Annotated in this window: 11 protein-coding genes; 9 read left to right on the top strand and 2 right to left on the bottom strand. The window is 45.6% G+C overall.

Features of this window, described 5'->3' with window-relative positions; genetic code table 11:
- Nucleotides 1-65 precede the first annotated feature (65 nt).
- The 8 genes from ampE (at nucleotide 66) to KO531_RS18205 (ending at nucleotide 17,955) form a co-directional block, all read left to right on the top strand.
- Nucleotides 66-917, top strand: a complete 852-nt coding sequence (ampE, locus tag KO531_RS18240) for a beta-lactamase regulator AmpE (RefSeq protein WP_219251907.1) — start codon at nucleotides 66-68, stop codon at nucleotides 915-917.
- 310 nt (nucleotides 918-1,227) lie between these two features.
- A complete protein-coding gene (gene pdhR, locus KO531_RS18235) occupies nucleotides 1,228-1,980 on the top strand; it encodes a pyruvate dehydrogenase complex transcriptional repressor PdhR (RefSeq protein WP_105250401.1) in 753 nt (250 codons plus the stop codon).
- Nucleotides 1,981-2,061: 81 nt separating this feature from the next.
- A complete protein-coding gene (gene aceE / locus KO531_RS18230) occupies nucleotides 2,062-4,728 on the top strand; it encodes a pyruvate dehydrogenase (acetyl-transferring), homodimeric type (protein WP_105250400.1) in 2,667 nt (888 codons plus the stop codon).
- A 12-nt stretch (nucleotides 4,729-4,740) separates the two neighbouring features.
- Entirely contained in the window at nucleotides 4,741-6,738 is a 1,998-nt protein-coding gene (gene aceF / locus KO531_RS18225) for a dihydrolipoyllysine-residue acetyltransferase (RefSeq protein WP_219251906.1), read from the top strand.
- 147 nt (nucleotides 6,739-6,885) lie between these two features.
- Entirely contained in the window at nucleotides 6,886-8,313 is a 1,428-nt protein-coding gene (gene lpdA / locus KO531_RS18220; protein WP_105250398.1) for a dihydrolipoyl dehydrogenase, read from the top strand.
- 379 nt (nucleotides 8,314-8,692) lie between these two features.
- Nucleotides 8,693-13,186 carry an EAL domain-containing protein gene (locus KO531_RS18215; RefSeq protein ID WP_219251905.1) on the top strand — a complete coding sequence of 1,498 codons (4,494 nt, stop codon included), beginning with the start codon at nucleotides 8,693-8,695 and terminating at the stop codon, nucleotides 13,184-13,186.
- Nucleotides 13,187-13,467: 281 nt separating this feature from the next.
- A complete protein-coding gene (locus KO531_RS18210; RefSeq protein WP_219251904.1) occupies nucleotides 13,468-15,684 on the top strand; it encodes a patatin-like phospholipase family protein in 2,217 nt (738 codons plus the stop codon).
- Nucleotides 15,685-15,912: 228 nt separating this feature from the next.
- Nucleotides 15,913-17,955: a M13-type metalloendopeptidase gene (locus KO531_RS18205; protein ID WP_219251903.1), complete on the top strand. Its 2,043-nt coding sequence runs from the start codon at nucleotides 15,913-15,915 to the stop codon at nucleotides 17,953-17,955.
- A 79-nt stretch (nucleotides 17,956-18,034) separates the two neighbouring features.
- Here the strand turns inward: KO531_RS18205 and KO531_RS18200 are convergent, their stop codons facing one another.
- Together KO531_RS18200 and hxpB are read right to left on the bottom strand one after the other, a co-directional pair.
- Nucleotides 18,035-18,376 carry a DUF2845 domain-containing protein gene (locus KO531_RS18200; protein WP_219251902.1) on the bottom strand — a complete coding sequence of 114 codons (342 nt, stop codon included), beginning with the start codon at nucleotides 18,374-18,376 and terminating at the stop codon, nucleotides 18,035-18,037.
- 95 nt (nucleotides 18,377-18,471) lie between these two features.
- Nucleotides 18,472-19,131 carry a hexitol phosphatase HxpB gene (hxpB, locus tag KO531_RS18195; protein ID WP_113940780.1) on the bottom strand — a complete coding sequence of 220 codons (660 nt, stop codon included), beginning with the start codon at nucleotides 19,129-19,131 and terminating at the stop codon, nucleotides 18,472-18,474.
- Between the two features lie 434 nt (nucleotides 19,132-19,565).
- Between hxpB and acnB the strand changes: the two genes are divergently transcribed.
- Entirely contained in the window at nucleotides 19,566-22,163 is a 2,598-nt protein-coding gene (gene acnB, locus KO531_RS18190; protein ID WP_173247838.1) for a bifunctional aconitate hydratase 2/2-methylisocitrate dehydratase, read from the top strand.
- Nucleotides 22,164-22,946 lie beyond the last annotated feature (783 nt).

The raw sequence follows: 22,946 nt of genomic DNA, 5'->3' as shown, positions 1-22,946 counted from the left end.
TTGGATTTTAGACGTATTCCATATAAACCTAGACTATTTATGGACAAATTATAGAGGTACAGCCCATGGCATTATTTTCACTCTTGGTCGCCATTTTAGTGGAGCGACTTAAATTTCTTCCTTCATCATGGCAATTTGATCGTTTACTGCAATCCTATCAGACAACATTTTTTGGTGATAAAGCGTCACTGACAAACGTGATGATGGCGTTGGCGTTAGTGCTACCAGCCTTGTTGGTATATGTTTTATCTTGGTTAGTGGCGGGAATGTTTTGGGGCTTATTAAGTTTAGCCCTATGGATTGTTGTGGCAGTGGTTTGTTTTAACCATCAGAAACAGCGTGATATTTTCAAAAAGTATATGCAAGCGGCTTGTCGCTCAGATGTCCAAGCTTGTTACCATTATGCCGCCGAACTCGATTGTAGCGAGTGTTTAGATGCTGTATCCGAGAAAGACCTTGGTGCCAAAGTGGGTCAAAGTGTTGCTTGGATTAACTATCGTTATTATGGTGCCGTGGCGTTGTTTTTCATTTTTTTAGGTCCAGTCGGTGCGGTACTGTATTGCACGGTACGTTTTTATGCCGAAGAGAATGCCCGTAAATCCCTAGAGCTACCCTTAGTCAACGAAGTGATTACGCTACTGGATTGGTTACCGAGCCGGATTTTCGCCTTTGGTTATGCCTTAAGTGGTCAATTTAGTGAAGGTTTAGCGGCGTGGCGCCGTAATGGGTTGACCTTGAATGTGAGCGCTCGTACTGTGGTGGCTGAAACGGCATTAGCGGCACAACCTTTACCAGAGGTCGCAAGTGCACCTATATGTGTACAATCAACCTTAGCATTATTAGTGCTCAGTAAACGTAACTTTACACTTATTGTTGCAATACTTTCATTACTGACCATTTTTGGATTGGTGAGCTAAAAGAAGGATGCTTCGCTGCTAGAATCGAAAACGCTTCGCTGCTAGGGCGTCGCAGTGCTCCTTCTCGTCTAGAGCCTAGAATCTATCCGCTGCGCTTTTTGCAGCGCCTAGTAGTGCGAAGCCCGTGCTTTTGTCAAATGGTCTGACCCCATAAACATTTTTTTCCGCTATGCTCTCTCTTCGTGGGTGCTTTTGATCGAGATCGCTTTTAAGGAGTGATCTTCAATCTGGACATCAAAACGCTGATTTGATAAAGTGCGCTCACTCAAAAAAATTGGTAAGACCAATTTACAACGGAGCTGAGCGCCTGATGGCCTATAGTAAAATTAATCAGCCAAAAATTTCTGACGTGATCATGGCGCAATTAGAGCAAATGATCTTAGAGGGGAGTTTACAGCCCGGTCAGAAGTTACCGCCTGAACGCGAACTGGCGATCCAGTTTGAAGTGTCTCGACCTTCTTTGCGTGAAGCTATTCAAAAGCTTGAGGCAAAAGGACTGTTAATGCGCCGCCAAGGCGGTGGTACTTATGTCAAAGAACAACTCTGGCAGACCCTTGCCGATCCTATTGTTGAACTGATGAATTCAGATCCAGAGAGTCAGTACGACTTACTGGAGTTCCGCCATGCCACCGAAGGCATGATGGCCTATTTTGCGGCCCTGCGTGGTACCGACGCCGATATGCAAAATATCAAGCGTATGATCCTCGAGGTGGAAGCCGCCACCGATATCGAACAAAAAGCTGCTGCGATTGTGCGTTTTTATCGTGCTGTGGCGGAAGCGTCACATAACGTGGCTATGTTACACCTCGTTCTTAGTTTAACCCCTGTGCTGCATCAAAATGTGGCGCAAAACCTGGAGCTTTTAAGCCGCCGCGAAGAAGCTTCTACTATGGCTAACGATCACAGACGGGCCTTGCTCGCTGCCATCGTTCGTCGTGATCCCGACGCCGCCAGAGAAGCCTCGAATGAACACTTAAGTTACATCGAAGAGGTGATGTTATCTGTGCGGGAAGAAGATAGCCGGTTGCAGCGAAGCTTGCGCCGTTTAAAGAGTGGCGCTTAAGTTCTGTGATTTAGCTGCCAGCTAAATCGGAATATGCCGCAAACACCATTCATTATCATGTATATAGAGAAGGACAGTGTCATGTCTGAAGATATGCTACAAGACGTAGATCCGTTAGAGACTCAGGAATGGGTTGATGCCCTGCAAGCCGTGTTGGAACAGGAAGGCCCAGAGCGCGCGCATTTTTTACTAGAAAAGCTGATCGATAAAGCGCGTCGTAATGGCACTCACTTGCCTTATAACGCCACAACGGCTTACCTGAACACTATCCCTGCGGGTCAAGAGCCGCACATGCCTGGCAACCAAGAGATGGAACGTCGCATTCGCGCCATCATCCGTTGGAACGCTTTAGCTATGGTGCTTCGTGGTTCTAAGAAAGATTTAGAATTAGGCGGCCATATTTCAAGCTTCGCCTCAAGCGCGACTATTTATGACGTATGTTTTAACCACTTCTTCCGCGCACCCAATGAAAAAGACGGTGGCGATTTAGTGTATTTCCAAGGCCATATTGCTCCTGGTATTTATGCGCGTTCATTCTTAGAAGGTCGTTTAAGCGAAGACCAACTGGCTAACTTCCGTCAAGAAGTGGATGGCAAGGGTCTGTCTTCATACCCACATCCAAAACTGATGCCGGATTACTGGCAATTCCCAACAGTTTCTATGGGCTTAGGCCCTATCCAAGCGATTTATCAGGCGCGTTTCCTGAAATATCTGACTGACCGTGGTCTGAAAGATTGTTCAGCACAAACCGTTTACTGTTTCTTAGGTGACGGTGAGTGTGACGAGCCAGAAGCCTTAGGTGCGATTGGTTTAGCGGCCCGTGAAGAATTAGATAACTTAGTCTTCATCGTTAACTGTAACTTACAGCGTCTTGATGGCCCTGTACGTGGTAACGGTAAGATCATCCAAGAACTTGAAGGCGAATTCCGCGGCGCAGGCTGGGAAGTGGTCAAAGTGATTTGGGGTCGTTACTGGGATCCATTATTGGCCCGTGATACAAGCGGTAAGTTACTGCAGTTAATGGAAGAAACCGTTGACGGTGAATACCAAAACTGTAAAGCCAAAGGTGGCGCTTATACTCGCGAACACTTCTTTGGTAAGTATCCTGAAACGGCCGAAATGGTTGCTAACATGTCAGATGATGACATTTGGCGCTTAAACCGTGGCGGTCATGATCCAGTGAAAGTGTACGCTGCCTTAGATCACGCACAAAAAACCAAAGGTCGCCCAACGGTGATTTTAGCTAAAACTGTAAAAGGTTATGGCTTAGGTGATGCGGGTGAAGGTAAAAACATCGCTCACAACGTGAAGAAAATGGGTATCGAGTCTATCCGTTACTTCCGCGATCGTTTCAATATTCCGATCCCAGATGACCAGTTAGAAGATCTGCCTTTCTATCACCCAGGTCCAGATTCTGAAGAAGTGAAGTACATGATGAGCCGTCGTGAAGCGCTGCATGGTAGCGTGCCACAACGTCGTCAAAAGTTCACTGAAGAGATGGAAGTGCCGTCACTGAAGATTTTCGATTCGATTTTACAGGGCTCTAACGGCCGTGAAATTTCATCGACTATGGCATTCGTTCGTGTTCTGACAGCCCTGCTGAAAGACAAGAAAATTGGCAAAAATATTGTGCCAATTATTCCTGACGAAGCTCGTACTTTCGGTATGGAAGGTTTGTTCCGTCAAGTGGGTATTTATGCTCACGAAGGCCAAAAATATATTCCGCAGGATTCTGACCAAGTTGCTTACTACCGTGAAGATAAAACCGGCCAAGTATTGCAAGAAGGGATTAACGAACTCGGCGCTATGTCTTCATGGGTATCAGCAGCGACGAGCTACTCAGTCAACGATACACCTATGATCCCGTTCTACATCTACTACTCAATGTTCGGTTTCCAACGTATTGGTGACATGGCTTGGGCAGCGGGTGATATGCGTGCTCGTGGTTTCTTAGTCGGTGGTACTTCAGGTCGTACAACGCTTAACGGCGAAGGTTTACAGCATCAAGATGGTCATAGCCACGTATTGGCGAACACTATCCCTAACTGTATTACTTACGATCCAACCTACGGCTACGAAATCGCCGTTGTGGTACAAGATGGTATCCGTCGTATGTACGGCGAAAATCAAGAAGATATCTTCTACTACTTGACCACAATGAACGAAAACTATGAGCAACCAGCCATGCCAGAAGGTGCGGAAGTGGGCATAGTGAAAGGTATCTACAAGTTAGAAACGGTTGCGGGTTCAGGTAAAGGCAAAGTTCAGTTAATGAGCTGTGGCACTATCCTTGAACAAACTCGTAAAGCGGCGCAAGCACTGGCGAAAGACTTTGGTATTACTGCTGACGTATTCAGTGTGACCAGCTTTAACGAATTGACTCGCGATGGTCAAGCCGCTGAACGTTGGAACATGCTGCACCCAACCGAAACGCCAAAACAAGCCTATATCAGCCAAGTGATTTCAAGTGATGCACCTGCAATCGTCGCGACTGACTATATGAAGATTTACGGCGAACAGTTACGTGCTTATATTCCTACCGATTACAAAGTGTTAGGTACTGACGGTTTCGGTCGTTCAGACAGCCGCGAGAATCTGCGTCACCACTTCGAAGTGGACGCTAAGTTCATCGTTATTGCGGCACTGAAATCACTGGTTGATCGCAAAGAGCTGCCTGTCGATGTGTTAGCAAAAGCCATTAAAGAATATGGTATCGACGCTGACAAGATCAATCCACAGTACGCGTAAGAGGCAATGAAAATGGCTGAATTAAAAGAAGTTTTTGTTCCTGATATCGGCGGCGATGAAGTGCAAGTGATCGAAATTTGTGTGGCTGTGGGTGATACCTTAGCTGCAGAAGAATCGATTCTTACCGTCGAAAGCGACAAGGCGACTATGGATATTCCAGCGCCTTTCGCCGGTGTTTTAGCCGAATTGAAAGTGGCTGTGGGCGATAAAGTATCTGAAGGTACTTTGATTGCTATGATGCAAGCGGCGGGCGCGGCAGCAGCCGCTCCGGCTCCAGTTGCAGCACCCGCTCAGGCGGCACCAGCATCTGCACCAGTTCAAGCGGCTCCTGCCCCTGTGGCTGCTGCTCCTGCGACGGGCGCAACCAAAGTGGTTGAAGTGACAGTACCAGATATCGGTGGCGACACTGATGTATCGGTTATCGAAGTCCTGGTTGCTGTCGGTGACAAGATTGAAGTTGATAGCGGTTTAATTACCCTAGAAACAGACAAAGCGACGATGGACGTGCCATCACCTTTCGCGGGTGTGGTTAAAGACGTTAAAGTTGCGGTTGGCGATAAAGTGTCGCAAGGCTCTTTAGTCATCATGCTTGAAGTGGGCGGCGCTGCACCTGCAGCCGCGCCAACTGTTGCTGCCCAAGCTGCTCCTGCCGCTACGGTAGCGCCAGTGGCCGCAGCACCTGCTGCACCAGCGGCAAGTGTGGTTGCGGTAAAAGAAATTCAAGTGCCGGATATTGGCGATGCCAGCAATGTCGATGTGATCGAAGTGCTCGTCTCTGTCGGTGATGAAATCACTGCCGACCAAGGTTTGATTACGCTTGAAACTGACAAAGCCACCATGGAAGTGCCTGCGCCATTCGCCGGTAAACTGCTGTCTTTGACTGTTAAAGTGGGTGACAAGGTTTCGCAAGGTAGCGTCATTGCGACGATTGAGACGACTTCTGTTGCAACAGCAAGTGCTCCAGCACCTGCTGCACAAGCGGCGGCTCCTGCTCCAGTGAGCGCGGCACCCGTTGCTGCACCTGCAAGCCGTCCACCAGTACCCCATCACCCAAGCGCAGGTACACCTGTGTCTACTGGTGCGGTACATGCGTCTCCTGCTGTACGTCGTTTAGCCCGTGAGTTTGGTGTCGACTTGACCCAAGTGACAGGTTCTGGCCGTAAAGGTCGCATCATGAAAGAAGACGTACAGGCGTATGTTAAATACGAACTGTCGCGTCCGAAAGCGACTGCTGCAACTTCTGTTGGTTCAGGTAATGGCGGCGGTCTGCAAGTGATTGCAGCACCTAAAGTTGATTTCAGTAAGTTTGGTGAAGTGGAAGAGATTCCATTAAGCCGTATCCAGAAGATTTCTGGCCCTAACTTACACCGCAACTGGGTGACTATCCCTCACGTGACTCAGTTCGATGAAGCTGATATCACTGAAATGGAAGAGTTCCGCAAGCAGCAAAACGATGTAGCGGCGAAGAAAAAAGCCGATTACAAGATCACGCCTTTAGTGTTTATGCTGAAAGCTGTGGCTAAAACGTTGCAACAGTTCCCTGTGTTCAACTCGAGCTTAAGCTCTGATGGCGAATCACTGATCCAGAAAAAGTATTTCCACATCGGTGTGGCGGTTGATACGCCAAACGGTTTGGTTGTGCCAGTCGTGCGTGACGTGGATAAGAAAGGCATTATCGAGTTATCTCGTGAACTGGCTGATATCTCTATCCGTGCCCGTGATGGCAAGCTGAAATCTGCTGATATGCAAGGTAGCTGTTTCACCATTTCAAGTTTAGGTGGTATTGGCGGTACGGCGTTTACGCCTATCGTGAACTACCCAGACGTGGCGATTTTAGGTGTGTCTAAATCTGAAATTAAGCCTAAGTGGAATGGTAAAGAGTTCGAACCTAAATTGATGTTGCCGCTGTCACTGTCATACGATCACCGCGTGATCGATGGTGCCATGGCTGCACGTTTTAGTGTGACGCTGTCAGGAATTCTGTCCGATATTCGTACTTTGGTTCTGTAAGCATATAAGGCTGCTCATCTTGAGCAGCCTTTTGTTTATTGTGATCAGTATCAAACACAGGTTAAAATGCGCCCACCTTACGCGCTGGCGCATTTTCGGTTGGCAGGATAGCTCCTCCAACGGATTGAATGAGAATTAGAGGAAAACATGAGTAACGAAATCAAAACTCAGGTAGTGGTATTAGGTGCAGGTCCTGCAGGTTATTCTGCGGCTTTCCGTGCTGCTGACTTAGGTCTGGAAACCATCATAGTTGAACGTTTTAGCACTTTAGGTGGCGTGTGTCTTAACGTGGGTTGTATCCCATCTAAAGCCTTACTGCACGTTGCTAAAGTTATCGAAGAAGCCAAAGCGGTTGCCGCTCACGGTGTGGTCTTCGGCGAGCCAACTATCGATTTAGATAAGTTACGTGGCTTTAAAGAAAAAGTCATTGGCCAATTAACTGGCGGATTGGGCGGCATGTCCAAAATGCGTAAAGTTAACGTGGTTAACGGTTTTGGTAAATTCACTGGCCCTAACACGCTAGAAGTGACTGCTGAAGATGGCACTGTGACTAAAGTGACTTTCGAGCAAGCGATCATTGCTGCGGGTTCTCGTCCAATCAAACTGCCATTTATTCCGCATGAAGATCCACGTATTTGGGATTCGACTGACGCATTAGAACTGAAAGAAGTTCCAGGCAAGTTGTTAGTGATGGGTGGCGGTATTATCGGTCTAGAAATGGGTACTGTGTACGCTTCTTTAGGTAGCCAAATCGACGTGGTTGAGATGTTCGACCAAGTGATCCCTGCGGCTGATAAAGATGTGGTTCGCGTATTTACTAAGCAAATCAAGAAGAAGTTCAACCTGATCCTTGAAACTAAAGTCACAGCGGTCGAAGCCCGTGAAGACGGTATTTATGTTTCTATGGAAGGTAAGAGCGCGCCAACTGAAGCTGTTCGTTACGATGCCGTATTAGTGGCTATTGGCCGTGCACCTAATGGCAAGTCGTTAGATGCTGAAAAAGCAGGTGTTAACGTTGATGAGCGTGGCTTTATCAAGGTTGATAAGCAACTGCGTACTAACGTACCGCACATTTATGCTATCGGCGACATCGTTGGTCAACCAATGTTGGCTCACAAAGGCGTGCACGAAGGCCATGTAGCGGCTGAAGTTATCGCTGGCATGAAGCACTACTTCGATCCAAAAGTCATCCCATCAATTGCTTACACTGACCCTGAAGTAGCTTGGGTTGGTCTGACTGAGAAAGAAGCGAAAGAGCAAGGTATTGCTTACGAAACCGCAACTTTCCCATGGGCTGCAAGTGGTCGTGCGATTGCGTCAGATTGTTCTGAAGGTATGACTAAGCTGATTTTCGACAAAGACACTCACCGCGTGATCGGTGGTGCTATTGTGGGTGTTAACGGCGGCGAGCTGTTGGGCGAAATCGGTCTAGCGATTGAAATGGGTTGTGATGCTGAAGATTTAGCATTAACCATTCACGCTCACCCAACACTGCACGAATCAGTAGGCTTAGCGGCTGAAATGTACGAAGGTTCTATTACTGATTTGCCAAACCCAAAAGCAAAGAAAAAGTAATTTAGCTGTCGATTAAAAAAGCGCTCACTTGAGCGCTTTTTTATTGCCTGTATTTTTTTGTAACTTTTATGTAAACAAGCGGATGAATTGAAGGGATTGAGCTGTTACAGTACAGCTATACCCAAGCGACCTCAAAATACGAGTTTCAGAGCGCCCAGGGTGCTTCAATTCAAGGCGCATCAGTGAAAAAATGTGGCCACCTTTTGAATTGATGCAACACGGAAGTGGAGTGCCCTGGGTGCTCCGTCCCGGCGGGTTTTAACGCACTTTATGCGGTGTTGGCCATTTTTGACTTAGCCCACTAGGCCTGCAAATAGCCGTCTTGCCTAAAGTGCGTTAAATTCCCGCTGAATTCTGCATTTTGAGGTGGTTTGGGTATATGTATGAAGTAAGTTGTCACATGCAAACAAAAATAATTAGAACAATTCTGACATGTTTCATCCTTTCGCTGATTAGCGTCCATTCGGCTTGGGCGGGCGGCTTTGTGCAGCGTGTTTTTACCGATAGAGACGGTTTAGCTGTCACCAGCATCCGAGGTTTAGCCTTAGATGACTATGGTTTTGTATGGGCAGCGACTGAGCAGGGCTTGTATCGGGTCAGTAATTCTAAGGTGCGGCGCATTGATAAAATTGGCACGGAATCACGGCTTGCGGATGACTTTTTAACGACAGTGGTGAACATCGACCGAGACAAGTTATTGGTCAGTACCAATGCCGCGATTTACCTTTACGATATAGTACAAAATCAATTTACCGCGTTTGGCTCTCCCTATCTATTCCCGCAGTTTCCAGGTGGTGCGCTGATATCGGCAGCCCGCAAGAATAGCAAAACATGGCGATTATTAATTGATAATGGTCAGATCTATGAGTTTTCCCCTTCAAAGTCTGAACTGCGCCTTATTACTCAATTAGCTGTTAATCGCGACCTTCCTTGGCGCAAGTTATTGCTTATGCCCAATGGACACATGTTGGTTGCGGGGCAGTTGCAACTAGAGCTCCTCGACAACAAGGGCGAACGGCTGTTTCAATACCCTTGGACCGAATCTATGGGCAGTATTCTCGATATGTTGGAGGATACTCAACATAGGATCTGGATTGCGACAGGGCGTGGTGTTTATCAATTAGATCAAATCGCTCATCAAATTACACCTGTGCCAGAATTACCCGATTGGAGCACTGCGATCATTGAAGATGCTAAAGGGTATTTGTGGTTTGCCAGTCGTATTGGCTTGTTAAAATGGTCGCCTGAGACGCGATTGATTGAGAACTATCAGCAAGAGTTGAAGGCTGAGGCCAACATGGAAACGCTGAAAGCCATGTTGTTTGATGATGCAGGCTTGATGTGGGTTGGAGGCTCTGGTGATGGATTGGCATTGTTAGCGTCACCGCCTGATTTCATTCTTGATACTTATACGGCAGATGAACCCTATCAGCTGAGCGATGCCATGACTTGGTCTGTACATGCCAGTGATGAAGGGGTTTGGCTCGGTTCTTCTAGTTTAGATTTTGTTGCTAAGGGCAGTAAAAAAGCGGTTAACATTCCGATTGAGGGGTTTAATCCCCACGAAAGTATTTATGATATTAGTGAGTTTGAGGACCATTATTTACTGATCTCAACAACCAGTGGTCTTTTTGTTATTGATAAAGAGACCTTGCAAGGAAGCAGTTTTTCTAAATGGACTCACGGTCAGGATGACTTTAAAAATAAGCTCATATATAAAACTTATCGGGATCCCAAACTGAAAGGACGCGTCTGGATTGCGACTACCACGGGACTCTATTTTTGGGAAATGGGACTCTATGAGCCCCAGCCATTTGATATTGATAAGTCATCGAACGAATTTGATGGCCCCAAGCGGCCAGTGATCCGCACGATTTATCGTACCTCTGACGGTCGTCTTTGGGTTGGCGGTAAAAAAGTCTTTGGTTACATAGACAGTCAAAACGAGTTTCATGATCAACGGCACTTATTTAATGCTTTTGCGGCACAACCAACGATTAGCCATATTGAAGAAATGTCCCCGGGAATTATCTGGTTTGGTTCCTATGAAAAAGGTTTGTTTGAATATCAGCAGCAGACGGAATCGTTAGTTTCACTGACTTCCGAATGGCAATTAAATTGTAGTTCAGTATTTTTTATTCAAAAGACCCCTAAGTCAAATCTTGTGGGTTGTGCTGATTCTTTGATTCGTCAGGATATTCAAACAGGCAATATCGCTATGTTTAATCAACTCGATGGTTTGATTTCCGATGAAATGAACGAGGGCGCTTATTTTTATTCACCAAAAACAGGCTTTTACTTAGGAACACCTGAAGGTGTGATGCGACTCAATGTCAATAGACTGGTCAACCGTATAACCGATGACCATGTGATGCTTGAATCTGTCTCTGTGTACTATAACAACACGACAGAAGTATCCTTGTTGCCGCGTAACCTGATGACCATCAAACCCGATGCGAATATGGTGAGTTTTCAAATCACTAACTTAGATTATCTCGATGATTCGCCAATTCAATTTAAATACCGATTACGTTTTCAGGATGAAGATAGCCATTACGTCTTGTTGCAGGGGGAATCTCAGATCAACCTCGCAGGATTAGCTGCGGGTGGCTATGTGCTAGATATTTTGAGTCAAGTTAATGGGATATGGTCAGATAAGCCGTTTTCTTACCCTTTTTATGTTGAGCAGCATTGGTGGTTATCCCAAGGTTTTAAAGGTATTTTGCTGTTGTTATTTTCTATTATTGCTTTAAGTCTTGCTTGGTACCGACAACGACAGATCAATACATTTAAGCAGATGAATCTGGCATTAACGGAGAGTGAGGACAGGTTAAGGCAGTCTTTGCGCGGCAGTGACTCAGATCTCTGGGAGTGGCATAAAAATACTCAGGCATTTCACCTTGATAATCGCGGTTCGGTGCTTGGTACGCATGCCAATGAGATTGTGGTGAGCTTAGAGGATTTGCCTGTGCATCCGCAGGATAGGGAGAAAGCTCTCGCTCAGTGGGATAACATGATGGCGGGTGAAATTGACCGATTCGAGGCCGAATATCGCTATCAGCGTAAGGACGGTAATTGGGGATGGCTGAGGGTTAGAGGTCGGCCAGTTGCTCGCAATAAGCACTCAAATGAAATTGAACGGGTCGCGGGTATTTATAGCGATATTACTGTGCAACGCCAGCTAGAAGATGAAATTAATTTATTGGCGAAAGCGTTTGGCAATACCTCTGAAGGTGTGTTGATTTTAGATGTCGAAGGCGGTATTCGCGTTGCGAATTACGCTGCGCAACAAATTATTGGTATAGATTCTGACGACTTAGTTGGGCAACCATTTGCACAATTCGTACAGATGAATGACGGATTAGCATCGGAGATTAAGCAACTTCTCCGTGATAGTCAGTCTTGGACCGGAGAGCGGGAGTTAATCCGTGCCAATCAGCAACTCTGTCCTGTGTGGCTAAACGTGTCGGTGATGCAAAGCATTAACGGGAAAGTAACCCACTATGTGGTGGTATTCTCGGATATCACTGAGCGTAAACGTACTGAAGCCGATTTACGCCGTTTGGCTAATTACGATGTACTTACTGGCTTGCCAAATCGCTCCTTATTTTCTAGCCGTTTATTACAGTCGATTCAAGCTGCGCAACAAACAGGTGAGAAACTGGCGCTATTGTTTTTAGATCTCGATAGATTTAAGCATGTTAATGATTCCTATGGTCATAGCATGGGCGATGCACTGCTGGTCGAAGCATCAAGCCGACTGCAATCTTGTATTTCCAGCGAGCATTTACTCTGTCGTTTTGGTGGCGATGAATTTGTGATTTTACTCCGCAATGCAAACAGCATTGACGATATTAACCATGTCGCCGAGCGCCTGTTGGAGCAAATTGTCGCGCCTTTTAAGTTATATGGTCGGGAATTTTATATTTCGACCAGCATAGGCATCAGTATTTGGCCCGACGATGCGGTGCAGCCTGAGGCTTTTATCAAGAATGCCGATCTTGCTATGTACCATGCCAAAGAAGAAGGGCGAGGGAATTTTCAATATTATTCCTCGGAGCGTAATGCTCAAGCCCTCTATCATTTACGGCTTGAGGCCGATTTACGCAAAGCCATAGAACGACAAGAGTTCGAGCTTTATTATCAGCCGCAAATTGATATTTTACGTAACGATAAGCTCATAGGTATGGAGGCATTAATTCGCTGGAAACATCCGCAAGACGGGTTTATTCGCCCCGATATTTTCATTAAAGTTGCTGAGGCTTGCGGTTTAATTGTTGATATTGACCGCTGGGTATTAAGACAAGCCTGTGTGCAGGGGGCCAATTGGACTAAGCGCTATGGCTCGGGCTTTAAGTTGTCGGTTAATATTTCGGCGGTGCATTTTAGGCAGCCAGATTTTATTGAAGATATTCAAAGAATTTTACAAGAAACCCAAATGCCAACTGCATCTTTAGGATTAGAAATCACCGAAGGCGTATTGATGAAGGAGTTGCATGTCGCTAAAGACCATCTTACTCGATTGAAATCTTTGGGGATCGAGGTTGCCATCGATGACTTTGGTACTGGGTATTCTTCACTGGCTTATTTGCGTAATTTTGAGGTCAATACTCTAAAAATTGATCGCTCCTTTTTGATTGATATCGCCACTAATACCGCAGATCAGGCGATTGTGAGCAGTATTATTGAATTAGCCCGTAACCTTAAATTAAATGTGGTTGCTGAAGGGATTGAGACGGTTGAGCAGTTAGAGCAAGTCTTTAGCCGTGGCTGTTATATTATTCAAGGGTATTATTTTGCTAAGCCTATGTGCGTTGATGATTTTGAGCGCTATTTAGAGACAGATAACAAAATCGTCTCTATTGATCATTAAGCTAGAAACATAGTCTATTATTGGCTCGCGAATACTTAATATTTGTACAGCTGATGGGCAATCGTCTGCACGATATAAGCCAATGAGCTTGAGATGTAAACGTTATCGTCTTCAGTGGTGATGGATATTTTGTTTAGCGGTTTATTCAATTAAACTTCATCTGTTTGTATAAAGAGTACACAAACTTATCACTAGTCGGTCCAGATAAAATATGACTGACGGTTAAATCGATAAGTTTGTTAATATAACTCGGATTTTTATCCCATAAAAAGTAGCCTCACATGATGCGTCAACTACTCGCTTCTATTATTTTGTGTTTGTGTGTTACCCCGTCTTTGGCTGCAGAGCGCCTTAAAATTGGTGTCGTACTCAGTGGTGGTGGTGCTAAAGGCGCCGCTCACGTGGGCGTGCTCAAAATATTAGAAGAACATAACATCCCAGTCGATTATATCGCGGGCACCAGCATAGGTGCCTATGTCGCTGGCATGTATTCACTGGGTTACAGTGCGAGTGAAGTTGAAGCTATCATGATGGGGGTCAACTGGGACAGTGGCTACTCGGACACCATACCGCGCAATATTTTGAGTTACAGGGATAAACAGTTACGCGACCGTTACAATATTCCGTTAAACATTGGCTATAACGAGGGCCAAGTGAGGGCTCCAAGTGGTCTGCTACGTGGACAGACTATGTCACAACTTTTACGTCAGTCGACAGATCTGGTACAGCAATTTGGTCATTTTGATGATTTAGCCATTCCCTACCGAGCGGTTGCAACCGACTTAGAAACTAGCTTACCTGTGGTGATTAGTCATGGCAGTATGGTTAAAGCTATGCAAGCGTCTGCAACTGTGCCTGGTGCACTTCAGCCTGCACAAATTGAAGGCAAGTTATTGGTCGATGGTGGTATTGCCAATAACATGCCCGTCGATGTGGTTAAAGCCATGGGCGCCGATATCATTATTGCCGTCGATATTGGCTCGCCTCTGGTCAAAAAAGATAAATTAGACAGTACCATTGCGGTACTGGATCAACTGTCTAATTTCCTGACCAATGCCAGCACCGCCAAGCAAAAGGAGCTGCTGACAGATAAAGATGTATTGATTCGACCCGCGATTGACGCCCTCAGCACCACTGATTTCACTATTATGCCGCTGGCATTAACCCTTGGAAAAGAAGCCGCTAATGGTCAGCTTTATAAGTTGAGCAGTATGAGCGTGAGCCCTGAGGAATATGCCGCCTACGTCGAGGCTAAAAAAGCCAAAGGTAAATTATTAATGGCGGATGTACGTCATCCCATTAATGAAATCGTATTTGAAAACCAATCTAAGGTGAGTTTGAATCTCTTGACGGAAACCTTGAATATTAAACCTGGGCAAGCTGTATCTAAAGACGAGCTTAATGAGGCGTTAAAGCGTATTTACTCTCTCAATAAATTTGAGCGTGTCGATGCTGAATTTGTAGAAGGTGAGGATGGCCGCATACTCACTGTCACTACTAAGGCTAAGTCTTGGGGGCCGAATTATTTCCAACTGGGCTTTAATTGGGAGGATGACTTTAATTCAGAATCTGCCATCAGTTTTGACATGGCTTATACCATGACCGATTTGACCTTTAATGGTGGAGAGTGGCGCAATGAGGTCAAACTCGGCATTGAAAAGTTGTTTGCAACTGAGTTTTATCAGCCTTTAGACAGGGACCAACAGTTTTTTAGCCGTGCCCGCTATCAATACGATACCCGTGATTGGGACTTATACGATAATAACAGTCGTATCTTAACCTTCGACAAGAAAACCCATACTATTGAATTAGGCATAGGTTATAACTACACCTTACAAGGGATGATTGAGTTAGGCTTAGTCGCAGAGAAGGGGTCGATAGTCAATGATGTTTGGCTAACGCAGGACTTAGATTTTAGTTCCTATGGTGCTTACTTTAGGTTCGGTTACGATAGCTTAGATAGCATTAGCTTTCCAACATCAGGTAATCGCGTAACCTTAAACGTCTACGTGCGCAATGAAGATTTCAATGACAGTATCGACGATAATCAAAACCAATTTAGCGTGCAAATAGAGGCCGACTGGAAAGGTGCCTTGAGTGTCGGTAACCACGCTTTTGTTGGTAAGGCATCAATTGCTACTAACAATAATGATGGGGTCAATACGCTGCATTTATCTGAGCTGGGAGGATTCTTAAACCTATCTGGTTACCATAAAGACTCAATTATGGGCGCACATAAAGTGTTTGGGGCCTTTATTTATCAATATGATCTCGGGCGTGATGCCCTAGGCATGACAGATTATCCTCTATACCTAGGTTGGAGCTTAGAGGCGGGAAATGTCTGGGACGAGCGTACTGACGTCACCCTGACCGATCTGATTTATGCATCGAGTCTTTATATCGGTACAGATACTTCCATGGGACCCGCAGCACTTGGTTTTGGGATCACAGATCTTGGCGATAAGTCTTTCTATTTATTTGTGGGTAAAAACTTCTAGTTTGAGATTTGTGTAAAGAACTTAAGGGCATGACTGAGGTTGTGCCCTTACTTTTTGGTCGATGGAAAAACTATAAGCGTCATCCCTATGGAAGTTAGCTTGCCGAAATAGCTAAGAGTGTCGCTAAAGTGTCATATCCTTTTACAAAATCTTACTACTGTGAGGCGTGCCAAGATGCTAAGGTTTTGCGGGAAAAATAATAACTCTCAACGGAAGCTGGGGAAAACAATGAAGAAGATAAGCACACTGGCACTGAGTATCGCCTTGAGTTTAGGTTTAGCGGCTTGTAGTACTGAGCCTAAAACTGAAGCCGTCGCGGTGTCTGGCATTGAATTGCAAAACTTTGATGCCTCAGTTCGCCATCAAGATGATTTCTATTACAGCGTTAATGGAAAATGGTTGGCAAATACGCCTATTCCAGCTGACAAATCTAACTATGGCGCGTTTTCTGTGTTGTACGACCAAAGCCAAGATGCATTGAAGAAAATTATCGACGAAGCGGCCGCTAAAAAGAATCCTGCTGCAGGCTCTAATGAACAGAAAATCGGTGATTTCAATGCTAGCTTTATGAATACCGATTTGCTTGAAACATTAGGTGTTACTCCGCTTAAGCCATTGCTGGCCGATATCGCTGCCGCAAAAACGCACGCTGACTTACCCGCTGTGATGGGTAAATTACTGACGACGGGTTCTGGTATTCCTTTTGGTTTTTACGTCAATAATGACGCTAAAAACTCAACTCAGTATGCGGTGTATTTAAGCCAGTCGGGCCTTACGTTGCCTGACCGCGATTATTACCTAAAAGATGATCCTAAGTTTGCCGCTAATCGCCAAGCCATGGCCAAGTATGTGACAGAAATACTGACCGAAGCGGGTTACAAGGACGCTAAACGCGCGGCTAAAAACGTCGCCGACATCGAAATGATGATCGCCAAAAGTCAGTGGAGCCGAGTCGAATCCCGTGATGCCAACAAGGCATACAACAAGTTAGATCGTGCTGAACTGCAAAAGTTAACCGGTCAATTCGATTTTAATGCCTTTGCTGCGAGTGCTGGCTTAGGCGATAAAGTGACTGAAGTGATCGTGCGTCAGCCCTCTTATTTTGAAAAACTCGGCGCCAGTTTCGAGACATTCCCAGTATCGGCTTGGCAGGATTATCTGGCGTTCCACTTAGTGGATAGCTACGCCGAGTTACTGAGTAAAAACTTTGTTGATTTGAACTTCGCCTTTAAGAGCAAAACCTTAATGGGTATCGAAGAGCAGCAGCCACGCTGGAAAAAAGCGGTTGATGGCGCCGACCAAGTGATTGGTGAGTTAGTGGGTGAAGAGTACGTTAAGCAATACTTCAAGCCAGAAGCTAAAGCGCGCATGGAAACCATGATCAAAAACTTGATCAAAGGTTTTGAAGTCAGCATTAATGAACTTGAGTGGATGACGCCAGAAACCAAAGTCGCCGCCCAAGAAAAACTGGCTAAATTTACCTACAAAATTGGCTATCCAGATAAATGGAAAGATTACTCAGGTTTAGATATCAAGGCTGACGAGTTAGTGGGTAACTACATGCGTTACGCTCAGTTTGAATATCAAGACATGATCAACAAGCTAGGCAAGCCAATTGATCGTACCGAATGGGGCATGACACCACAAACGGTGAATGCTTACTACAGCCCAGTGAAAAACGAAATTGTGTTCCCTGCTGCGATTCTGCAACCGCCATTCTTTAATATGGATGCCGATGATGCCGTTAACTACGGTGGTATAGGTGCTGTGATCGGCCATGAAATTAGCCATGGTTTTGATGACCAAGGCGCTAAATACGATGGTGATGGCAACCTACGTGATTGGTGGTCAGATAAAGACAGAGAAGAGTTCCAAAAACGCGGTAAGCAGTTGTCTGCCCAATACTCAGGTTATGAGGCAATGCCCGGCAAGTTTGTTAATGGTGATTTGACCTTAGGGGAAAACATCGGCGACTTAGGTGGTTTAACCGTAGCGGCACGTTCGTATTTGATGAGCCTTAACGGCAAACCAGCGCCTGTGCTCGATGGTTTAACGGGTGAGCAACGCTTCTTTGTGGGTTGGTCGCAAGTATGGCGCCGTAATTACCGTGATGAAGAGCTGAGCCGTCGTTTGCTGACAGATCCGCATTCACCGAGCCATTATCGTGCCATGGGTACGCCACGTAACGTGGAAGCCTTCTATAAGGCCTTCGATATGAAAGAAGGCGATAAAATGTATTTAACACCAGATGAACGTGTGAAAATTTGGTAATACATTCAGCAGATTGAAATAAAAAAGCCAGACAATGTCTGGCTTTTTTATTGATGACGATAATCTAGGATGCTGCCGATTAATGTCCGTAACCTAAGGATTCAATTTTTGTGACTTTATTATCTGTGGCATACAGGCGACGCATTAAGCGTGTTGGTCCAAAATCATAGGTCCATTCTTGATACTCAGTTGGCAACTTGCTGGGATCGATCACCCTGTCTCCGTTAGCGTTGAGATAAGTTGCGGGCAGACTGTATTCTCGAATATCGCTGGGCGAGCCGCATTTATCCTGCACAGTCGTTAAAGTATCGCCCGTATTGATCACTTGTTGTTTACAGTGCATGGTCTCACCTGCGCTAGCGGGTAAACTGGTGGACATGAGTATTAAGCCTATGGGCAGTATTAAGGACAGGTATTTCACATTGAATTCCTTCTGGTGCATACACCATTCTGTCATTTATCCGTAGGGCAAAGACTAAGCTTATCCGCCCTGCAGAAACTCGGTGTGTTGTGACGTTATTTTGCCAAAATTGTTGTTAATGCCAACAAACTCTCGGCCTGATGATGGGCGATAATCCACTTAGCATCGCCTCTTTGTTCTGGCGCAGGGATCGCGACCGTTTGCATGTTGGCTGCTCTTGCGGCAATTAAGCCGTTAAAGGAATCTTCGATGGCAAGACAACAACGGGGATCAACATCTAACGCCTTAGCGCAATTCAAATAAACTTCTGGGTGGGGTTTGCCATAGGTGAGTCCCTCGGCCGATTGTACTGCCATAAATTTATCACTGAGTCCTAGCTTAGAAAGAACTGCCTCAATAATAGTGTAGAACGACGAGGTCGCTAAGCCGATTTTAAGGCCAAGCGCTTGGCAGTGATCAATCGCTTCGTGGACGCCCAGCATAGCTTCGCCGCTAACCAGAATTTCATTTGCAACTTTATCAACAATCGTTTGGCTGACCTTGGCATTATCATAGTGTGGCCAAGGTGCCTTGTGGTACCAATAATCGACGCATTGATCGATGCGTAAGCCCGTGGTTTGTTGAATCGTTTCTATCGTCACTGGCACGCCGAGTGCGGATAACACTTCATACTCGACTCGCTGCCATAGGGGTTCTGAATCGATTAAAACGCCATCCATATCAAAAATAACGGCTTGAATGCTAAGGGATGTCATTGGTACTCCGATGGACTAAGGAAATAACTGAGATATGCAGTAAATTAAGCCTGAGTGTAAGTTCTCGCACTGCATCTTAAAAGCCAAAATGCAGCAAGATGAGAAAAATTTATACCTATTTGCTCTGGGGCGCGGAAAATTGCTTGTTCGATTTAAAATTAATGAAACATTGTTAACTATTTGTAGTGTATGGTTTTTTGTCTGTTTTCAAACTATTGTCTAATTTCACTTGTTTTAATCTTCCCGTAAGTTGGCATTCGCCGCCGGATTTAGTCCTTATTTCGCTTTTTGCCGAGTGTGACCTGATTCATACTTTTGCAAAGCTGTAGTATACTGCAGGCCGGAAATACGGGTCGATCATGTCGGACTGTCAGCTTCAATTAAGAAGACGTGCAGTTTCGTTGTTAGAGCGCCAAACAAAGAGGAATGTTGCCGTGCTAGAAGCATATCGTAAACACGTCGCAGAACGTGCTGCAGAGGGCGTAGTCCCTAAGCCATTAGATGCACATCAAGTGGCTGAACTGGTTAAGTTAGTTCAAAACCCACCCGCAGGTGAAGAGGCTTTCGTTCTCGACCTGCTTGAAAATCGAATTCCCCCAGGTGTTGATGAAGCTGCTTATGTTAAAGCTGCTTTTTTAGATGCGGTTGCCAAAGGCACTGAAAAATCACCGATTCTGTCTGCTGAGCGTGCTACTGAGTTGTTAGGCACAATGCAAGGCGGCTACAACATCGAACCTCTGATCGCACAGCTGGATAACCCAGCGTTAGCACCTTTAGCCGTTAAAGCGCTATCTCATACTCTGCTGATGTTTGATTCTTTCCACGATGTGGTTGAGAAGATGGAAGCGGGCAATGAGTTTGCGAAGCAAGTGGTTGAAGCGTGGGCGAATGCAGATTGGTATTTAAGCCGTCCAAAACTGGCTGACAAAGTCACTCTGACAGTATTTAAAGTTTCTGGTGAAACCAACACCGATGACTTGTCACCTGCACCAGATGCATGGTCACGTCCTGATATCCCATTGCACGCGTTAGCTATGCTGAAAAACGCCCGTGATGGTATCGAGCCTGATGTTGCTGGTGCCGTTGGCCCAGTGAAAAAAATCGAAGCATTAAAAGCACAAGGACATCCATTAGTATATGTGGGTGACGTTGTGGGTACGGGTTCATCACGTAAATCTGCGACTAACTCAGTACTGTGGTTTATGGGCGATGATATTCCATTCGTACCTAACAAGCGCGCTGGCGGTTTCTGCCTTGGCGGTAAAATTGCACCGATTTTCTTCAACACTATGGAAGATGCGGGCGCACTGCCAATCGAGCTTGACGTAAACAAGATGGAAATGGGCGATGTGATTGACATCTACCCATACGCCGGTGTGGTTAAGCGTCACGATAGCGACGAAGTGATTTCAGAATTCAGCTTAAAAACGGAAGTCTTGTTAGACGAAGTTCGTGCTGGTGGTCGTATTCCATTGATCATCGGTCGTGGTTTAACTGACAAAGCCCGTGACGTATTAGGCTTAGGGTTATCTGACGTCTTTGTACGTTCTCAAGATGTCGCTGATACCGGTAAAGGTTATACGCTTGCGCAGAAGATGGTCGGTAAAGCTTGTGGCGTAGCGGGTGTGCGTCCTGGTCAATACTGCGAACCTAAGATGACGTCTGTCGGTTCACAAGATACCACTGGTCCTATGACCCGTGATGAGCTGAAAGATTTAGCTTGTTTAGGTTTTAGTGCTGATTTGACTATGCAGTCATTCTGTCACACTGCGGCTTATCCAAAGCCAGTTGATGTGAACACACATCATACTCTGCCAGATTTCATCATGAATCGCGGCGGTGTATCACTGCGTCCAGGTGATGGTGTTATCCACTCATGGTTAAACCGTATGCTGCTGCCAGATACCGTTGGTACGGGTGGTGACTCACATACGCGTTTCCCAATTGGTATTTCATTCCCAGCGGGTTCTGGCTTAGTAGCGTTTGCTGCTGCGACTGGCGTTATGCCACTCGACATGCCTGAATCCGTATTAGTGCGCTTCAAGGGCAAAATGCAACCGGGTATCACACTGCGTGATCTGGTTCATGCTATCCCATTAAAAGCCATTGAACTGGGCATGCTGACCGTTGAGAAGAAAGGTAAAGTAAACATCTTCTCTGGTCGCGTACTGGAAATCGAAGGCTTAGAATCACTGAAAGTTGAACAAGCTTTCGAACTGTCTGATGCTTCAGCTGAGCGCTCTGCTGCCGGTTGTACCATCAAGTTAGACAAAGAACCTATCATTGAATACCTGAACTCCAACATCATCATGCTCAAGTGGATGATCGCTGAAGGTTATGGCGATCGTCGTACGATTGAACGTCGTATCAAAGGCATGCAAGAGTGGTTAGCCAATCCTGAGCTGATGAGCGCCGATAAAGATGCTGAGTACGCTGCAGTAATCGAAATCGACCTAAATGACATCAAAGAGCCAATCCTGTGTGCGCCAAACGATCCTGATGATGCCGTTTTACTGTCATCTGTTGCGCAAACTAAGATTGATGAAGTGTTCGTAGGTTCTTGTATGACCAACATCGGTCACTTCCGCGCAACCGGTAAGATGCTAGACAAGTTTGCTAAAACCCTGCCAACACGTCTGTGGATTGCACCACCGACTAAGATGGATAGAGATCAGCTGACTGAAGAAGGCTACTACGCGATTTTTGGTCGTGTAGGCGCGCGCATCGAGATCCCAGGTTGTTCACTGTGTATGGGTAACCAAGCACGTGTAGCTGAAGGTTCAACTGTGGTATCGACTTCTACCCGTAACTTCCCTAACCGTTTAGGTACAGGTGCTAACGTTTACTTAGCCTCTGCTGAACTGGCTGCGGTTGCTGCACTGTTAGGTCGTCTACCGTCACCTGAAGAATATCAAGAATACGCTAAAGAGTTAGACGCAACTGCAGCTGACACATACCGTTACTTGAACTTCGATCAAATCGAGTCTTACACAAAAAAAGCATCGGAAGTGATCTTCCAGACTGCCGTGTAATCGATTGCCGTTAAGGTAACTTGATGTAAAAAGCCAGCGTAAGCTGGCTTTTTTGTGGGTTTGTTTTATTTCTACATCTATATGCACCAATGAACCCTATCATAGTCATGCTTTAGGCCTTACATCACAAACTCGCTACTTACTAATGGTCACGTGTTGTCGCCATTAAAACAAATCCATTTAAGCCGTTCCGTCGGTCAATCTCGCGCTTAGCCCCATTTAATCTTCATTTTAAAAGACGAAAGTCTTCTATTTTTATAACTACCAACAAATCATCTAATGGCTTTTGGCTATACATAATGCGAAACAAAGGCGCAGTCTTGGCTGAATTGTGGATAACTTTGGGGGTAAGTGGTGTGTATCTTGTGGCTAGATTAGATAATTAGAATTAACTGCAAATTTCCTTAAAATAGGGGTTGCACAAAATTCTCTGCTGCCTATAATGCGCATCCACTGACACGGCAGACAGCGAAAGCAGGCTGACGAGTTAGGTTGAATTGAGTCGCTTTTAAGCACTTAATTCAAGCGCAGCAAGAAGTTGAAAATACTCCTTGACGCGAAACGGGAAATGCGTAGAATACGCAGCCCTAGCCAACTGGAAGCGTTCGGCGCTCAGTGTGGTACTCACCTTCTCTTATGAGGTTGAGTTGCTCTTTAACAAGGTAAAACAAGAAATCTGTGTGGACACTCACAGGTGTTGAGTTAATCGAAACTGCTTAGCCTTCGGGTTGGCAGTCAAAAATTTAAATCAATGTTTTCAAGTCATTCTCCTTAGCGGGAAGC

The sequence above is a fragment of the Shewanella sp. NKUCC06_TVS genome, assembly GCF_019345515.1.
GTDB classification, from domain to species: Bacteria; Pseudomonadota; Gammaproteobacteria; order Enterobacterales; family Shewanellaceae; genus Shewanella; species Shewanella oncorhynchi.
Note: the sequence above shows the minus strand (reverse complement) of the source record. Positions and strands in the feature narration are given on the sequence as shown.

Excerpts from the sequence above, each read along its gene's own strand:
- ampE (WP_219251907.1), top strand. The coding sequence starts at position 66 with ATGGCATTATTTTCACTCTTGGTCGCCATTTTAGTGGAGCGACTTAAA.
- hxpB (WP_113940780.1), bottom strand. The coding sequence starts at position 19,131 with ATGACATCCCTTAGCATTCAAGCCGTTATTTTTGATATGGATGGCGTT.
- aceE (WP_105250400.1), top strand. The coding sequence starts at position 2,062 with ATGTCTGAAGATATGCTACAAGACGTAGATCCGTTAGAGACTCAGGAA.
- pdhR (WP_105250401.1), top strand. The coding sequence starts at position 1,228 with ATGGCCTATAGTAAAATTAATCAGCCAAAAATTTCTGACGTGATCATG.
- KO531_RS18205 (WP_219251903.1), top strand. The coding sequence starts at position 15,913 with ATGAAGAAGATAAGCACACTGGCACTGAGTATCGCCTTGAGTTTAGGT.
- KO531_RS18215 (WP_219251905.1), top strand. The coding sequence starts at position 8,693 with ATGTATGAAGTAAGTTGTCACATGCAAACAAAAATAATTAGAACAATT.
- aceF (WP_219251906.1), top strand. The coding sequence starts at position 4,741 with ATGGCTGAATTAAAAGAAGTTTTTGTTCCTGATATCGGCGGCGATGAA.
- KO531_RS18210 (WP_219251904.1), top strand. The coding sequence starts at position 13,468 with ATGATGCGTCAACTACTCGCTTCTATTATTTTGTGTTTGTGTGTTACC.
- lpdA (WP_105250398.1), top strand. The coding sequence starts at position 6,886 with ATGAGTAACGAAATCAAAACTCAGGTAGTGGTATTAGGTGCAGGTCCT.